Source organism: Nesterenkonia natronophila, from assembly GCF_003595215.1.
Classification (GTDB): domain Bacteria; phylum Actinomycetota; class Actinomycetes; order Actinomycetales; family Micrococcaceae; genus Nesterenkonia; species Nesterenkonia natronophila.
In genome coordinates, this window is the sequence record NZ_QYZP01000001.1 from 801,972 (window position 1) to 817,971 (window position 16,000).

General features: G+C 64.2%; 15 protein-coding genes. 11 read left to right on the top strand and 4 right to left on the bottom strand.

Annotation, left to right across the window (positions count from 1 at the left end; all coding sequences use genetic code 11):
• Positions 1-73: 73 nt before the first annotated feature.
• Entirely contained in the window at positions 74-1,570 is a 1,497-nt protein-coding gene (locus D3250_RS03800) for an XRE family transcriptional regulator (protein WP_225973114.1), read from the top strand.
• On the opposite strand, the gene D3250_RS03805 is transcribed toward D3250_RS03800, so the two are convergent.
• A complete protein-coding gene (locus D3250_RS03805) occupies positions 1,567-2,271 on the bottom strand; it encodes a haloacid dehalogenase type II (RefSeq protein ID WP_119901986.1) in 705 nt (234 codons plus the stop codon). The two genes, D3250_RS03800 and D3250_RS03805, sit on opposite strands and share 4 nt — an antisense overlap.
• A 123-nt stretch (positions 2,272-2,394) precedes the next feature.
• On the opposite strand from D3250_RS03805, the gene D3250_RS03810 reads away from it, so the two are divergent.
• The 6 genes from D3250_RS03810 to D3250_RS03835 all read left to right on the top strand — a co-directional run bounded on the left by D3250_RS03810 (position 2,395) and on the right by D3250_RS03835 (position 9,551).
• Entirely contained in the window at positions 2,395-3,156 is a 762-nt protein-coding gene (locus D3250_RS03810) for a LamB/YcsF family protein (protein WP_225973115.1), read from the top strand.
• Entirely contained in the window at positions 3,153-4,811 is a 1,659-nt protein-coding gene (locus D3250_RS03815; RefSeq protein WP_119901987.1) for a 5-oxoprolinase subunit B/C family protein, read from the top strand. Before D3250_RS03810 ends, D3250_RS03815 begins: the two co-directional genes overlap by 4 nt.
• Positions 4,808-6,565 (top strand): acetyl/propionyl/methylcrotonyl-CoA carboxylase subunit alpha, encoded by a 1,758-nt coding sequence (locus tag D3250_RS03820; protein ID WP_119901988.1) that lies wholly within the window; start codon positions 4,808-4,810, stop codon positions 6,563-6,565. The genes D3250_RS03815 and D3250_RS03820 overlap by 4 nt, the downstream gene beginning before the upstream one ends.
• Before the next feature lie 9 nt (positions 6,566-6,574).
• Positions 6,575-7,300, top strand: a complete 726-nt coding sequence (locus D3250_RS03825; RefSeq protein ID WP_119901989.1) for a GntR family transcriptional regulator — start codon at positions 6,575-6,577, stop codon at positions 7,298-7,300.
• Positions 7,301-7,428: 128 nt separating this feature from the next.
• On the top strand, positions 7,429-8,748 hold the full coding sequence (locus D3250_RS03830; protein WP_225973116.1) for an NRAMP family divalent metal transporter: 1,320 nt from the start codon (positions 7,429-7,431) through the stop codon (positions 8,746-8,748).
• 2 nt (positions 8,749-8,750) lie between these two features.
• Entirely contained in the window at positions 8,751-9,551 is an 801-nt protein-coding gene (locus tag D3250_RS03835) for a putative hydro-lyase (RefSeq protein WP_119901990.1), read from the top strand.
• Between the two features lie 58 nt (positions 9,552-9,609).
• Here D3250_RS03835 and D3250_RS03840 read toward each other — a convergent pair whose 3' ends face one another.
• Positions 9,610-10,914, bottom strand: a complete 1,305-nt coding sequence (locus D3250_RS03840; protein WP_158583061.1) for an MFS transporter — start codon at positions 10,912-10,914, stop codon at positions 9,610-9,612.
• A 29-nt stretch (positions 10,915-10,943) separates the two neighbouring features.
• On the opposite strand from D3250_RS03840, the gene D3250_RS03845 reads away from it, so the two are divergent.
• The 4 genes from D3250_RS03845 to D3250_RS03860 all read left to right on the top strand — a co-directional run bounded on the left by D3250_RS03845 (position 10,944) and on the right by D3250_RS03860 (position 14,837).
• The gene (locus D3250_RS03845) at positions 10,944-11,723 is read left to right on the top strand and encodes a LamB/YcsF family protein (protein ID WP_119901992.1); all 780 of its coding nucleotides are present in this window, start codon (positions 10,944-10,946) and stop codon (positions 11,721-11,723) included.
• Positions 11,723-13,438 carry a 5-oxoprolinase subunit B/C family protein gene (locus tag D3250_RS03850; protein WP_119901993.1) on the top strand — a complete coding sequence of 572 codons (1,716 nt, stop codon included), beginning with the start codon at positions 11,723-11,725 and terminating at the stop codon, positions 13,436-13,438. Before D3250_RS03845 ends, D3250_RS03850 begins: the two co-directional genes overlap by 1 nt.
• Positions 13,439-13,575: 137 nt before the next feature.
• Positions 13,576-13,803: a hypothetical protein gene (locus D3250_RS03855; RefSeq protein ID WP_119901994.1), complete on the top strand. Its 228-nt coding sequence runs from the start codon at positions 13,576-13,578 to the stop codon at positions 13,801-13,803.
• A gap of 92 nt (positions 13,804-13,895) precedes the next feature.
• Positions 13,896-14,837 (top strand): DUF368 domain-containing protein, encoded by a 942-nt coding sequence (locus D3250_RS03860; RefSeq protein WP_119901995.1) that lies wholly within the window; start codon positions 13,896-13,898, stop codon positions 14,835-14,837.
• On the opposite strand, the gene D3250_RS03865 is transcribed toward D3250_RS03860, so the two are convergent.
• The gene (locus tag D3250_RS03865) at positions 14,838-15,368 is read right to left on the bottom strand and encodes a CBS domain-containing protein (RefSeq protein WP_119901996.1); all 531 of its coding nucleotides are present in this window, start codon (positions 15,366-15,368) and stop codon (positions 14,838-14,840) included.
• A complete protein-coding gene (locus tag D3250_RS03870) occupies positions 15,365-15,895 on the bottom strand; it encodes a CBS domain-containing protein (protein ID WP_119901997.1) in 531 nt (176 codons plus the stop codon). The genes D3250_RS03865 and D3250_RS03870 overlap by 4 nt, the downstream gene beginning before the upstream one ends.
• Positions 15,896-16,000 lie beyond the last annotated feature (105 nt).

Genomic DNA, 16,000 nt, shown 5'->3' on the forward strand with positions numbered 1-16,000 from the left:
CCTCATGAATGTGCTCTATATCACGCTTAACTAGAGCCCCGCTGAGCAGATGTTTCTGACCTACACTTGCTCCATGCGCGCACCTGAGCTCGCCCCAGAAGAGAACGACGACGCCCTGGACCTCATTGCCCTGGGACGCAGGGTTCGTCATCTGCGGAAGAAACAGGGCATGACCCTAGATGACTTGGCAGAGAAGGTCGGCACCGCTCCCAGCCAGCTCTCGCTCCTGGAGAACGGCAAGCGCGAGCCTAAGCTCTCCCAACTTCAGCAGCTGAGCAGAGCACTGGGTGTGGGGATGGAGCACCTGATGGGTGCTGAGCCGCCGTCGAAGCGGGCTGGTTTGGAGATAGAGCTGGAAAAGACCCAGCGGGGGCCGCTCTACGCCGCCCTGGGGCTGCCCACGGTGCGGATCTCCAACCGGCTGCCGATGGATGTCCTGGAGTCACTGGTGGCGCTGCAGCGCGAGCTCAAGCGCCGACTGGAGGAGCAGGCCGCCACCCCGGAGGAGGCCCGGCGAGCCAATACGGAACTGCGCGAGGAGATGAAGTCCCGCAACAACTACTACCCGGAGATTGAAGCCCAAGCTGCTGAGCTGCTGGAGAGAGTCGGCTACACCTCCGGCCCGTTGGGGCACCACATCGCGGCCCGGATTGCGGAGCAGCTGGGGTTTTCCATCCGGTTTGTGCCGAATCTTCCCAACTCCACCCGGTCGGTGACCGATCAGCTCAACAAGATTATCTATCTGACCCAGGGCCGTTCCCGGGACTGGGACTCGCGGTCGGTGCTGCTCCAAGCCCTGGGCCACCATGTGCTGGGCCACACTGAGCCCCGCGACTACTCAGAGTTCCTGCGCCAGCGGGTCTACACCAATTACTTCGCCGCGGCCCTGCTGATGCCGGAGAAGCCGGCGGTCGAGTTCCTCGCCACAGCCAAGAGCGCCAAGGAGCTGGCGATCGAGGACCTGCGTGACGCGTTCGCGGTCTCCTATGAGTCCGCAGCCCACCGGTTCACCAATCTGGCTACCGAGCACTTGGGGATCACGTGCCACTTCCAGAAGGTGCATGAGTCCGGGATCATTCACAAGGCGTATGAGAACGACGGCGTCAGCTTCCCGGCAGACCACTCCGGAGCCATCGAGGGTCAGACGATCTGCCGCGAGTGGACCTCGCGTCAGGTCTTCGACGTCAAAGACAAGTTCCGCTCCTTCAACCAGTACACCGACACCCCGTCCGGGACCTTCTGGTGCACCGCTCGCACCGAGGGGCATTCCTCGGGCGTGTACTCGCTGTCCATCGGGGTCCCGTTTGAGCACGCCAAGTGGTTCCGCGGCAAGGACACCCAGTCTCGATCGGTCTCGCGCTGCCCGGATGATCCCACCTGCTGCCGGATCCCGCCTGCGGGTCTGGCCGAGGTGTGGGACGGTCACGCATGGCCGGCCTCCCGGGCCAACACCCACCTGCTGGCCGCCATGCCGGAGGGCGCATTCCCTGGCGTGGACACCACCGAGGTCTACCGGTTCTTGCAGCAGCACTCTCAGGCGGAGACGGATCTCAGGCGGAGAAACTCCTAACGCCGCGCCTCGTCGGCACCCGGATCCTGGTGCCCCGTCAGCATATTCGCGAGTTCCTCCACGGAGCCGGCGGTGATGTCGGGTGCCGCGAAGTAGCGGGGCCAGCGCCCGTCGCCCCGATTGATCCATGCGGTGCTGAGACCTGCGCGGGCGGCGCCATGGATGTCCCACGGATGGACGGCCACCAGCATCATCTCCTCGGCACTGACCCCGCACTGCCGAGCCGCGTGCTCATAGGCGGAGCGCGCTGGCTTCCAGGCGGGTGCTTGCTCGACGGAGAGCAGCCGCTCGAAGTTCTCGCCGATCCCAGCCCGTGCGAAGAGCGTCTGCGCGACTTGCGCGGCCCCGTTGCTCAGCGTGACCAACCTGAACCCTGCAGAGTCCAGCGTCTGGATCCCGCCCGGCACGTCCGGGTGCACACCGAGTTCCCCTATGCCCTCCATGACGTGGCTGACAGCATCTTCGATTCCCCTGTCCAGGGGAACGTCCTGCAGCACCTCGCGCAGCATCTCTGTGCCGATGTCGGCGAAACCTACGTTCTCTCCGGTGGCGGCAAGGGCGAAACCGTCGCGCAGCAGCTGGGCGAACCACAGTCTCGCCAGGTGCCGGGGCGCTCCGATGTCCGCGAATCGACTAGCAAGCGGCGCCATATCGGACAGTGTCTCGTTGACGTCGAAGACTATGACTGCGGGGGTCGCCATGGACTGACTCTAGTTGGGGATGCCGTTCCCAGAAAACCACCAATCGCATATTGTTGAACAATCATGTGACCTACGGCATGCTAGGGGTGAGCGTGATTCTCTCCAGCAGGAAGGTGCTTTGAAGTGAATGCAGTCATTGATCTCAACAGCGACGTCGGTGAATCCTTCGGCAATTGGCAGGTGCCGGATCAGCAGATGGTCGAGGTGGTCTCCAGCGCGAATATCGCCTGCGGGTTGCACGCCGGCGATCCCATAACCATTCGATCCACCGCAGCCGCAGCGGCGAAAAACGGGGTGGCGATCGGCGCTCACATCGGTTACCGCGACCTGGCCGGGTTCGGGCGGCGGTTCATCGACTATGACCTCAATGAACTCTCCGCTGACATTCTCTACCAGCTTGGTGCTCTGGAAGCCATGGCCCGGGCCGCTGGCTCCCGCATCAGCTACGTGAAGCCGCACGGTGCGCTCTACAACACCATCGTGACGCACCAAGATCAGGCCAAAGCCGTGATCGACACCATCGCCGAATACAACCCGGACCTTCCGGTACTCCTGCTTCCCGGGGGTCATGCTCTGGAATACGCCCGCGACCAGGGTCTGCGTGGAGTGGCTGAGGCCTTCGCCGACCGGGCCTACAACCCGGACGGATCTCTGACCTCGCGTCGCCAGGAGGGTTCGGTCCTCGAGGACGTCAACCAGGTAGTGGAGAACATGCTCCGGCTGGCTCAGGATGGCGTCCTCATCGCACACGACGGTACTCGTATAGAGACAGAGGCCGAAAGCATCTGCACACATGGCGACACGCAGGGCTCGGTTCAGATGGCCCGTGCGGTCCGCGACGCCCTCATAGGTGCCGGTATCGAGATTCGCAGCTTCGCCGGATGATTACCGGCATTCGACCCGCCGGTCGGCTCGGCCTTCTGCTGGAGCTGGAGACTCTCGATGACGTGCTCGCCGTCCACCAGCATCTCAAAACCCACCCGATGCCGGGGCAGGTCGACGCCGTGGCCGCTGCCCGGACGATTATGCTCACCTTTGGTCACCGAGACCATGTCCGCGCTGCCCACCAGCACACTGACGCGTTAACAGACCTTGAGTTCTCCACCGGGGGGCGGGAGCTAAAGAAGCTTCAAGTGGTCTATGACGGCGAAGACCTTGCTGAACTCGCTGAGACCCTGGGGATGAGTACTGAGGCATTCATCCAATGGCACTCCGGCCAGCAGTGGGTCGGGGCCTTCGGCGGATTTGCTCCTGGGTTCACCTACTGCACCCCCGCTGAGAGCACCCAGCCGATTCCCCGCCGTTCCTCACCCCGCACGGCGGTGCCGGAGAGGTCGGTGGCTGTCGCCGGGGACTTCTCTGCGGTCTACCCGCGCGTCTCACCGGGTGGTTGGCAGCTCATCGGGCGGACCTCAGCCGATATGTGGGACCTGGATCGTGCGGACCCGGCATTGGTCTCACCTGGGGATACTGTGGTCTATGTCCCGGTGTCCGCGGAGAAGCTCACCCTCAGCGCCGAATCAGAAAACCACCCCGCACCGCAGCAGGATGCCGCAACCTCGAATGACTCAGCCAACCCTCCTGACTCCTCCCTGACTCCGCCACTGACCGTAGAGGATCCAGGGATGCAGCTGCTTATCCAGGATCTCGGACGGCCCGGATACAGCGACCTCGGGGTCTCCCGTGCCGGAGTGGCCGACGAGGCCGCCGCCCGCCAGGCGAACCGGCTGGTGGGCAACTCAGAAGGTGCTCCTGTACTGGAGTCACTGATGGGCGGAGTTGTGCTCAATGCCGCCCGCACTGCAGTCCTGGCCGTTACTGGGGCCGTAGTTGAACTGACCATCGCCGCAGACGATGAACACACCCGCCATGCACGCATGTGCGAGCCCTTTGCGTTGACCGCCGGTGAGCAGCTGCGGATCGGACCTACTACCCGTGGTCTGCGGGCAATAGTGGGTCTGCGCGGGGGAGTCGCTGGGCAGCCTGAGCTGGGGAGTCTCAGCAGTGACACGATGTCCGGGCTCGGCCCGGCGCCGCTGCAGATTGGTGACAGTATCACTGCAGATGACACCTCTGCCTGCGCGGCGGTGGGTGTGGCGGAGCCAACTACGCTGATTTCAGCGGGGGAGGACGGCAGCTTCACCCTCCGCTTCACCTATGGACCCCGGGAGGACTGGTTCGCCATGGCGGAGCAGCGCCGTCTCACCATCCAGTTGTGGCAGGTCACCCAGGAATCCAACCGGGTAGGTCTCCGGCTCGAGCCCGTTGACTCCCCGGGCACAGCAGCCCGCCCCCTGCAGCGGACCCGTACTGAGGAACTGCCCAGCGAAGGCGTGGCTCGCGGTTCCCTGCAGATGCCCCCTTCAGGCAACCCGGTGCTCTTCCTCAATGACCACCCGGTCACCGGTGGGTATCCCGTCATTGGCGTCCTCCTGCCTGAAGACCTGCCAGCTGCCGCCCAGTTGCGTCCCGGCGACATCGTCCGCCTGCTGGAAGACCCTGACCCGTTTACCCCCTGTGACTCGGAGGTTCCCTCGTGAAGAAGGTTCTCATCGCCAACCGCGGAGAGATCGCGGTGCGAATCATCCGCAGCGCCCGTACCGCCGGCTACGCCACAGTGGCTGTCTACGCCGACCAGGACCTCGACTCCCTCCACGTGGAGCTCGCCGATGAGGCCGTGGCGCTCCCAGGATCGGCTGCCTCCGAGACCTATCTGAACAGTGAAGCGCTGCTCCAGGCCGCTAAGAAGACCGGCGCCGACGCTGTCCACCCCGGCTACGGTTTTCTCTCCGAGCATGCCGGTTTCGCCCAGGAGGTCAGAGACGCGGGGCTGACTTGGATCGGTCCCGACCCGGAGACAATCCGGAAGCTGGGCAACAAGGTCACCGCACGCGAGCTGGCTGTCGCCGCTGGCGCCCCCCTGGTCCCCGGCACTGAAGGACCGGTGGCGGGCGGTGATGAGGTCCGCGCCTTCGTGGAAGAGCACGGGCTGCCGGTCGCCGTCAAGGCCGCCCACGGCGGCGGAGGCCGCGGCATGCGCGTGATTCGCCAGCTGGAGGAGGTGGATTCAGGCTACGCAGCCGCAGTGAGAGAAGCCGAGGCAGCCTTCGGGGCTGGGGAGTGCTACGTGGAACGATTCCTCGATAAGCCCCGGCACATCGAGGCGCAGGTGCTGGCCGACACCCATGGCAACGTGGTGGTGGTCGGCACCCGGGACTGTTCACTGCAGCGCCGCAACCAGAAGCTGGTGGAGGAGGCTCCCGCACCGTTCCTGACTGACGAGCAGCGTCGTACCGTCCACGAGTCTGCGCGGGCCATTGCTGTGCAGTCCGGTTACACGGGGGCCGGGACCGTAGAGTACCTGCTGAGTCCTGACGGGCTGCTGACCTTCCTCGAGGTCAACACCCGGTTGCAGGTGGAGCATCCAGTCACCGAGGAGACGACTGGGGTGGATCTGGTCGCTGAGCAGCTGCGCATCGCTGAGGGTCAGCCTCTGAGCATCACCAGCGACCCCGAACCCACCGGCCACGCCATCGAGTTCCGTATCAATGCCGAAGACCCAGCGCTGGGCTTTCTGCCCACGCCGGGGCCGGTCGAAACCTTTTCACCACCGACCGGCCCCGGCGTCCGCGTGGACACCGGAGTGCGCAGCGGTGATGAGGTCTCCGGAGCATTCGACTCCATGTTTGCCAAAGTCATCGTTACCGCGCCAGACCGCTCCTCCGCCTTGGCTCGGGCGGAGCTGGCTCTTGCGGAGATGCGCATCGCGGGCCTGCCCACCGTGCTGCCCTTTCACCGCGAGGTACTTCAGGCCGCAGATTTCCGGGCCGAGGGCGAGTCCGGGGTCCAGGACGCGGAACGATTCGGTGTGCACACCCGGTGGATCGAGACTGATTTCGCCGCGACCCTGGAGGAGTCTGCGCACCTGGCCTCCGCGCTGCGCCACCGGGAGCACTCCTTGCAGCGGATCACCCTGGAAATTGAGGGCAAACCTGTCTCCTTAGGCATTCCGGCCGCGCTGAGAACTCTGCTGGGCGCTGCTGCCCCGGCGCAGGAGGACACCAGCTCCGCAGCGGAGAACGACGGCGTTGTCACAGCAGGATTCGCAGGCACCCTAGTGCGTTGGGAGTCCGAGCACGGGCAGAAAGTGTCGGCCGGTGACGCCCTGGCGGTTCTGGAAGCGATGAAGATGGAATCCACCCTCACCGCCCCTGCTGCGGGCGTGTTCTCCCGGGCAGAGGTAGAACCGGGAGAGCAGGTCACCGCAGGTCAGCGCCTAGGCACCATCGACTAGATTGGGTTTATGCCCAGCTTCACCCCTCAGGACCTCGCCTCTGACCCACCAGCTGCCGCGACTGACATCTGGGACCAATGGCTGGCACCACTGGAAGCAGCGGACCACGCCTATGTGCCTGTGCGTGTCGCCGACGTGCTGCGTCGCGCGATCTCGGCAGGTCAGATTCTGCCCGGCACCAAACTCCCAGAGGTCAAGATCACCACTCGCCTGGGGGTCTCCAGGCATACGCTGCGCAGCGCGTTCCAGATGCTGTCAGCGGACGGGCTGGTGGACCGCCGGCCCAATCGTGGGGTCTTTGTGCACGTCCCCACCAGTGAAGATGTCCGGGAGATCTACCGCATTCGGCTCATCCTGGAGACCGGGGCGGTGCGGACCACTGTCTTCCCCCCGGAGGCGACCCAGCAGCTGATCCAGATCACCCGGGGCGCTGAGCGCGCCCGCGAGGCTGGCGATGTGCTCGCGATGGGCCAAGCCAATCAGGAGTTTCACCAGCGCCTGGTGGCCCAGGCCCGCAGCTCCATGCTCGATGAGCTGATGAGCAAGGTCCTCGCAAGGATGCGGTTGGTCTTCGCCGGGCGGCTGGGGGATCCGGACTTCCATGCGGCGTATGTCGCGGGGAATGTGAAACTGGCCGAGCTCCTCAGCCGGAATAGACGTGAGGAAGCCGAAGAACACCTGGTCAACTACCTGCTCAGTGCTGAACAAGACCTCCTGCGGCGCCTGAAGACGTAGCCAGCTCCACGCGGAGCCATGCACCGCCGGAGCCACTTTGTTGCACAATCCCCTTGTGTAGATTGTTCAACAACCGTAGGCTACGTCACACCAACACTCGCCACGGACTCACCATCGAGGAGCATACTGTGCCAGGAAAACCCAGCGCCGAGACTCGGGAAGACGCCTCGGGGGAGGCCACGCCGGAGAAGAAATCCAAACCCTCGGGACCCACCTTCCTCGCCACCCGGCGCACCGCGATGCTCGGGGCGATGTTCCTCATGGCGGTCTCTGCGGTAGGCCCAGGGTTCATCACCCAAACCTCCGAGTTCACTCTGCAGCTGGGTTCGGCCTTCGCTGCAGCCATCCTGATCTCCGTGATTGTGGACATCGCCATCCAGATGAACGTTTGGCGCACCCTCGGCGTCTCTGGGCTCTACGCCCAGGAACTGGGCAATAAGATCTTTCCGGGAGTCGGCTGGGCGCTGGCCGTGCTGATCTTCTTCGGCGGGATCGTGTTCAATGTCGGCAACATCGCCGGCGCCGGTATGGGCATGAACGCCATGATGGACCTCGACCCGCAATGGGGCGGAGCGATCTCGGTGGCTCTGGCTATTGCGATCTTCCTCTCCAAAAAGGCCGGGGTGGCCTTGGACCGGATTGTCGTGCTCTGCGGCGCGGTCCTCATTCTGCTGATGGCCTACATGGCGATCGCCACTTCCCCGCCGGTCGCCGAAGCCGCTGCCCAGACCTTTGTGCCCGTTCTTCCCGAGGGAGAGGGCCTGGGCACCTTCTTCTTCGTCACCACCACGCTGATCGGCGGCACGGTCGGCGGTTACATTACCTACGCCGGGGCGCACCGGGTGATCGCCTCCGGTCACACCGGCCCAAAGAACGCCAAGACTATCGCCAAGGCCTCCGTAATGGGCATCATCGTGGCCAGCGTCATCCGGTACCTGCTCTTCCTGGCGATCCTCGGAGTCGTCTCTACCTACTCCGTTACTCAGATCGAGCAGACCGGACAGGAGAACGTGGCCGCCTCAGCCTTCTTGCTGGTGCTCGGTGAATGGGGGTTGCGAGTCTTCGGTATCGCCTTCTGGGTTGCCGCGATGACCTCCATCCTGGGAGCGACCTACACCTCGGTCTCGTTCATCACCACCCAAAAGACCTCCGCCCGGCTGCGCTCCTGGCTTTTCGTCGGCTTCCTGGTCCTCACCTGTGGGATCTTCCTTGTCCTGGGTCAGGCTCCGGCCACTCTGCTGATCATGGCCGGCGCCTTCAACGGTGTGGTGCTGCCGCTGGGCTTCGCCGTGATCCTCATCGCCGCATGGTTCAAGCGCGGTACGCTGCTGGGAGGCTACGCCTATCCCAAGTGGCTGCTGATCGCTGGCACGCTGATCTGGCTGTTGACCATCTACATGGGTCTGAACTCCCTCACCGGCATCGCCGAGCTCTGGCAGGGCGGATGAGAATGAACACCACGGACCACCCCGCCCCCGCCGAGACCACCCCAGAGCAGGCCCGGGCTCTGTTCCGTAAGGGGCTGCGCCGTCCCACCACCGGTTACAGTGCAGGCTACGCGCAGGCCAATCTCATCGCAGTTCCTCGGGAACAGGCCTTCGATATGTTGCTCTTCGCCCAGCGCAACCCCAAGTCCTGCCCGGTGTTAGGGGTCCTGGAGGCAGGTCAGCACAGCTCAGAGCTCCTGACCGGCGGGGACATCCGCACCGACATCCCTGCCTACCGGGTCTACAAGAACGGTGAGCTGGTGGCAGAGCCGGATCACGTCATCGACGTGTGGCGGGAGGATCTGGTCGCGTTCCTCATTGGCTGCAGCTTCACGTTTGAAGCACCTTTGCTGGAGGCAGGTCTGCCGGTGGCCCATATTGACCAAGGCACAAACGTGCCGATGTACCGCACGGATAGGCAATGCCAGTCGGCGGGAACGCTCTCCGGACCGTTGGTTGTCTCGATGCGGCCATTTCCGCCGGAGAGCATTGCCACGGCGGTGCGCATCACCTCCCGCTACCCAGGGGTGCACGGGGCCCCGGTGCATATCGGAGCCCCGGAAGGTCTGGGCATCAGCGATCTTCAGGCTCCTGACTTCGGTTCTCCGGTGCACATCCCGGAGGGATGGATCCCGGTCTTCTGGGCCTGCGGGGTCACACCCCAGGCGGCTGTGATGCAGTCTTCCCCAGAGCTGGCCATCAGCCACGCTCCTGGACATATGCTGATCACCGACCTGCCAAACAGCCAACTTCAGGTGCCCTAACCCCCGGTGCTCTCGCGCCGTGTCCCCTCATCGCGAGTACCTCGACTCCTAAAGCGCCTTATACGGTGGGGGTCTTGGCGCTGGGGGCTGCGTCGCCGTCGTCGTCGGTTTTCGGTGGGATACGCGGCATCACGCCGGTGGCGTCATTGACCCAGTTGTGCGTGTGGCGCCGGGCCACTCCTTGCTTGACGCCGAACTTCCCATGCACCATCCAGTAGAGGATGATCGAGACGACCACCACGCCGGCGCATCCGGCGTACATCACGTGGAAGCCCCACAGATCCACCAGTGGGCCCAATAACAGGGGCGCGAGCCCGAAACCCAGGTCCATCATGATGAAGAAGGTGGAGATGCCGATGCTGATTCGGTAAGTGCGCAGTTTGGAGGCGATGATCGCCTGAATGGCCGGCAGCAGGGAACCGAACCCGAACCCGGCCAGCACCCCGGAGGCGACCATCACGCCCTGGTTGGGCGACCAGGCCAGCAGCACCATGGAGACCGCGAACGCGCATAGGGCGGGGATGACCACCGGGTTATCCCCGTAGCGGTCCTGGACTCTGCCCATGAATAGGCGCACCACCAGCATAGTGGTGGCGTAGACCACGAAGTAGAGGCTGGCGCCGTCGGACATGCCGATGGACTGGGCGAACCCGTTGAGGAACGTCATCACCGCGGCGAAGGTCAGCCCCAGCAGGGTCGCCACCAGCGCGATCGAGAAAGCCCGCGGTTCGATCACATCTGAGGGGCGCAGCCGCAGCCGATCCCGCATAGGTGTGCCGCGGCGCTTGACCTCAGGGGTGTTGACCAGGCAGGCGCAGAGGAAGGAGACTGCCGAGACGACCATCACAGCGTAGAACATGCCGTCGAACCCGTAGCGTTCGGTGAGTTGAATCGCGGCCAGAGGACCCAGGGCTGGGGGCAGCGAGTTGGCCAACAGGTAGTAGCCGGAACCTTCCCCGCGCCGTGCCCGGGGAATGATGTCGAACACCGCAGCGGTCAGGGCAGTCTGCCCGAAACCCAGAGCTATCCCGTGCACAATGCGCAGCACGATCAGCCACTGGTAGGAATCGACCCACAGGTAGAGAATGCCAGCCAGGGTGAATAGACCGAGGCAGATCACCAGGATCGGTTTGCGGCCGAGAGTGTTGACGTACTTCCCGGCAAAGAACCGGGCGCCGAGTGCGCCGATCACGAAGGCGCTGGCAGCGAAGCCTGCCGCAGTCTGGCCTGCACCGAACTCGGTGGCCGCATAGACTGCCATCCCAGTGACTAGGATGAAGAAGGCGGTGGTGATGGCCAGGTTGATCAAGATCGCCAGGATGAAGTTCCAGCTCAGCAGCGGTTCTTTCGTATCCTGATTCACACAGTTGATTCTTTCACGAGGGGGTGGCAGTGGTCGGAGATCTTCGCATCGACCTCAACGCCGATCTCGGCGAGGCTTTTGGGGCCTGGAGCATGGGCGAGGACGCCGCGATGCTCGCTCAGGTCTCATCAGCCAATATAGCCTGTGGTTTCCATGCCGGGGACCCCGAGACCATGCGGACCACCACTGTCAGTGCCGCTCGTGCTGGGGTGGCCATAGGCGCCCATGTGGCCTACCGGGACCTGACCGGTTTCGGCCGCCGGTTTGTGGACGCTGCCCTCGAAGAGCTCACCTCTGATGTGTACTACCAGCTCTGTGCCTTAGATGGCATGGCTGTCGCGGCAGGGGAGCGGGTCCGCTACGTCAAACCCCATGGTGCGTTTTACCACGCCTCGCACACTCACACACCTCACGCGACAGCCCTGGTGGAGGCCCTCACCCTGTTTGCTGAGGTCAGCGGGCGGCAACTTCCGCTGCTGTTGGCCCCAGGTGCCCTAGCTCATGACTTGGCGGCTGAGCGTGGCTTCGCCACATTCAGAGAAGTCTTCGCTGACCGCAGCTACAACCCCGACGGCACTTTGGTTTCGCGGCGCTCGCCAGGGGCGGTGATCACTGAGGTGCCCGCCGTGGTGGAAGCGATGCAGCGGTTTGTCGAGGAGGGCACCATCATCGCTACAGATGGCACTGTGCTGCACATGGATGCCGAAAGTATCTGCCTGCACGGAGACACCCCCGGCGCCGTGGCCATGGCAGAGTCGGTACGGGCTGCGCTCTCGGGCGCGGGGGCCAAAATTGTGAGCTTCGCCTGATGCCCGAGGCCGTGCGGGCCGCCGGGCAACGTGCCCTGCTGGCCGATTTCACCACCCCCGCTGAGGTGCTGGCCTTTCACCGGCAGCTCATCAGCAAGCCGCTGGCTGGACAGGTGGAGGCGGTCCCCGCGGCCCGAACTGTGCTGGTGGTCTTCCGTACCCGCCACCACACCCAGGAGGCGGCCAAACAGCTGCGCCGGATTCGGACACGGCCCGGCGGTGTGGGAGAGGGACGCGAGGTAGAGATCCGCGTCCATTACGATGGCGCCGACTTGGAAACGCTGGCGGAACACCTGGGCATGAGCCGCCAGGGACTCATCGATTGGCACACCTCCACCTCCTGGGTGGGCGGTTTTGCCGGTTTCGCTCCCGGATTCACCTATTGCCTGCCTGAAGCAGTGGCCACCCGCCGACGGTTACGAAAGGCCGAACAACCGTTCCAAGTGCCGAGGCTGAGCTCTCCGCGCACTGAGGTGCCGGCCGGGACCGTAGCGCTAGCCGGTGAGTTCTCCGCCGTCTACCCGCGCAGCAGTCCCGGCGGATGGCAGCTGATCGGCACCACCGACGCTGTGATGTGGGACCTGAACAGACCCGAGCCGGTGTTGATCCGCCCCGGGGATTCGGTCAGCTATGTGCCGGTGGCTGAACAGATCACGGTCACCGCTGCTCCGGACCCTGCCCGGAGGCGCAGCTATGTGCCAGCCGGGGATGTGGTGGTGGATGTGCTCAGCACCGGTCCGCAGACGCTGCTGCAGGACTTGGGCCGTCCCGGACGGAGCGGTCTGGGGGTGCCCCGCTCCGGGGCGGCAGATGTGCCGGCGCTGCGCCAGGCCAATGAGCTGGTGGGCAATGATGATTCCGCTGCCGGGTTAGAGGTCCTTTTCGGGGGCCTTGAGCTGGGAGTTCGGCACATTTCGGTGCTCGCGGTCACCGGCGCGGAGACCTCACTCCAGGTGGCGACCCCGGCCGCCCCAGAGACATCCAATATGGCGCTCAACGGCACCGGGGCTGCTCAGCGCAGCGAGGCCGGGGGTCAGGAGACCGAACGGGTGCGCGAGGTTCCGCTGCGAGCACCATTTCTGATGTACCCAGGGGAGCGGCTGCGCCTCGGTGTGCCTCAGCGGGGCATCCGAAACTATGTGGCGTTCTCTGGAGGGCTGGCAGCAGACGCGGTTCTGGGTAGCGTCGCCACAGACCTGCTCTCAGGTCTGGGTCCGGCTCCGGTGAGTGCAGGGGACACTTTCGCGCTGGTGGGGGTGCCTTCCGGGTTTGTGGGGATCGCTGATGTGGCGCGGACCCCCCTGCCGGAGGTGGAGGGCCGCACCCGGCTGCGGTTTGTGGCCGGGCCCCGGGACGAGTGGTTCGCAGGCAGGCACAGCAATCCGGGACTGGACGCTCTACGGTCACTGACTTGGACCGTCACAGAGGATTCGAACCGAATCGGTCTGCGACTCTCTGCAGGTGAGGACGCGCCCGCGCCGGCGATTCCCCGGAACCACACGGAGGAGCTGCCCAGCGAGCCGATGGTACGTGGCGCCATCCAGGTTCCCGGATCTGGGGATCCTGTGCTGTTCTTAGCTGACCACCCAGTCACCGGTGGGTACCCGGTGATCGGCGTCGTGGTCCGGGAGGACCTGGGACTGGCGGCGCAGCTGCCGCCCGGGGCGGAGGTCCGTTTCCAGGCGGTAGATCCCGACACTCTGGAACCGGTGTAACCAGCCCGAAAAGAGCTCCATACTTTGAGCAAACGGCCAGATGCTGTTCGGTCTATGCCAGGCCCCGTTGGCCAGACTGAGGCTACATGCTCAGTAGAGATGAGCATTGGAAGCGCAAAATAATCACAAGGAGTAACATGCTGACGACTTTGCACGATCTCGGTGTACGTTCCAACCACGCCTACAACGCCGGCCTAGTGTCGGTGGGGCTGTCCGTAGGAAGCTGGATGCTGTCCCGGATGGTCAGCAAGGACTCCAAGCCGCAGGCTGACCGCTGGGGAATCTTTGTTGGACACTGGGCCCCTACGTTCTTCGGCCTGGGTCTGGCCCTGTCACAGCTGGAGAAGAGCTCCAAGAAGAAGTGAATCTCAAGCTTCAGGTGGGACGTTGCTTAACAGGCAGCGTCCCACGTTTGTGTGCGCTCCGGATATGTTCCGCGGGACGGTAAGCTTCACCCGTGACTCACGCCCCTAACCACCAACACCAGGTCCCTGCCGCACCAATTGATCGCCCCACATCCGTGCCGGGCAACGTCATCCGCGGTGCCCTGATCGGGGTGGTGGAAACCGTCCCCGGCGTCTCCGGGGGCACCGTGGCCCTCGTCACAGGGATCTATCGGCAGTTGATCGACTCTGCCTCCGCGGTCGTCTCAGCCATTCGCGTGCTAGTCACCGGACCAGACCGAGTGAACAGCATGTGGGCGCACCTTTCCTACGTCCACTGGCGGGTCATCATTCCTGTGGTGATCGGAATGATCATCGGACTGTTCACGGCGGTGCAGTTCATCGGCGACTGGGTGGAGACTTATCCCCAACTGACCCGCGCTGCGTTCTTCGGCATGGTCGTGGTATCGATTGCTGTGCCGTTCCGAATGGCGCGGCGCTCTGCCGGTGGATCGTTGAGCCCACGGCATTGGGCGTTGGGGGCGGTGGCTGTGGCAGTGACGTTCCTTGTGGTGTCGCTTCCACCGGGGGTGGTTCAGCCGCACTGGTGGCTGGTTCTGCCGGCAGCGGCACTGGCCGTCTCGGCGCTGTTGCTGCCCGGGTTGTCAGGCTCTTTCCTGCTGCTGACCTTTGGACTCTACGAACCGACAATCAGCGCTGCAAGGGACCTGGACGCCGGGTACCTGGGAGTGTTCTTCGCAGGCGCCGCTCTGGGCATGGTGAGCATTGTGAAGGGCCTGAAATGGCTGCTGGATCGCTATCACACGGTGACCATGGTGGTCCTGGCAGGCGTCATGTTGGGCGCGCTGCGGACCCTGTGGCCCTGGCAGACATCAGACCGTGGCCTCCTGGCCCCTGACGAGCTGCTGGGTCCGGCCTTGGGCGTCGCTGCCGTCGGCGCGGCGGTGGTGGCAGTCCTGGTGGTTCTCGACGCCCGTCTGTCACGCGCTGAGTAGTTACTGCTGACCGTTGGGCTCCGAGTCCCGGGCCAGTTGAGCTAGTTCGTCCAGGACCGCGGGTCGGTGTTCAGCACACCATTGGAAAACTGCAGTGGGTTCCAAAGCGCCGACAATGTCCTCGCCGTCAACGACCAGAAGAGGCCGAACCCCTTCGCTCTTGAGCACCTCGGCAGCGGCACCCAAGCCCTCATCAGCCTGTAGGAAGCGGGAGGGCGCGACCACCACGTTGCCACACCTCATAGCCGACCAGAGATCGGGGTGTTTGGACTGGAGTTGCTCGGTATCTTCACGAGTAATCAGGCTTAGGGGACCGTCCTCTGGATCGGTGATGACGAGATACTCCACGCCGGCAGTTCTCATACGCTGCAGGGCGGTCTCGACTCCCTCAGAAGCCAAAACGTGACCATTCAGAGGCACGAGAGCATCACGCACGGTGGAGTTTGCGCTGGGTGTCCTTTGTCCTTGTGCGTCGGTCGCGCGGTCGGGTGGCAGCGGAGGCTGAGGCGAGCCAGCTTGTGTGGTGCTCATGAGGCGTCGTCCTCCCCAGGGTCTGCCTCGCGCAACACTTTCTGGCACGCGAGATCGTCCCAGGGTGCGGTGTGGTTCTCCAGGCACCACGTCCGCACCTCGGCGGGTCGTATCAGGCCGACTGGTGTCTCCTCGTCGAAGACCAGTAAGGGCCGGATGCCCCTGGCGCGGTATTCGTGCAGAACTTCCTCCACGGGGTAGTGGGGAGACAATCGTGTCTGGTTCGAAGCGATCGCCAATGTGCTCGGCTGGGTTTGCCACCCGGTCGGGTCAGTCTGCGCGGCAGTGAGTACGTCTTCGGCGGAGATGATCCCGATGACATCCTCATTGAGGGTCACCACTGCGAAGCCCTCATCACTCTGGGCGATTCGGTCCGCGGTCTCGCGTAACGAGCGCGTGGCCTCAATGGTCGGTTCAAGCGATCTCATCAGGTCGGCGATCTGCAGGCCGGCCGGCGCTTCGCGTTCCAGGGAACCGGATGGGGAGAGGGTGTGGGCGTCAGGATGACTGGGCAGCGTGGAGGACATGACTTCGCTTTAACGTCAGAATCTGAGAGTCCGCTGCTTGAACCCGTTGACATAAGCTTAATCACACGGCGGGCCGCTGATCAAGAATCGAAGAGACCCTGAACC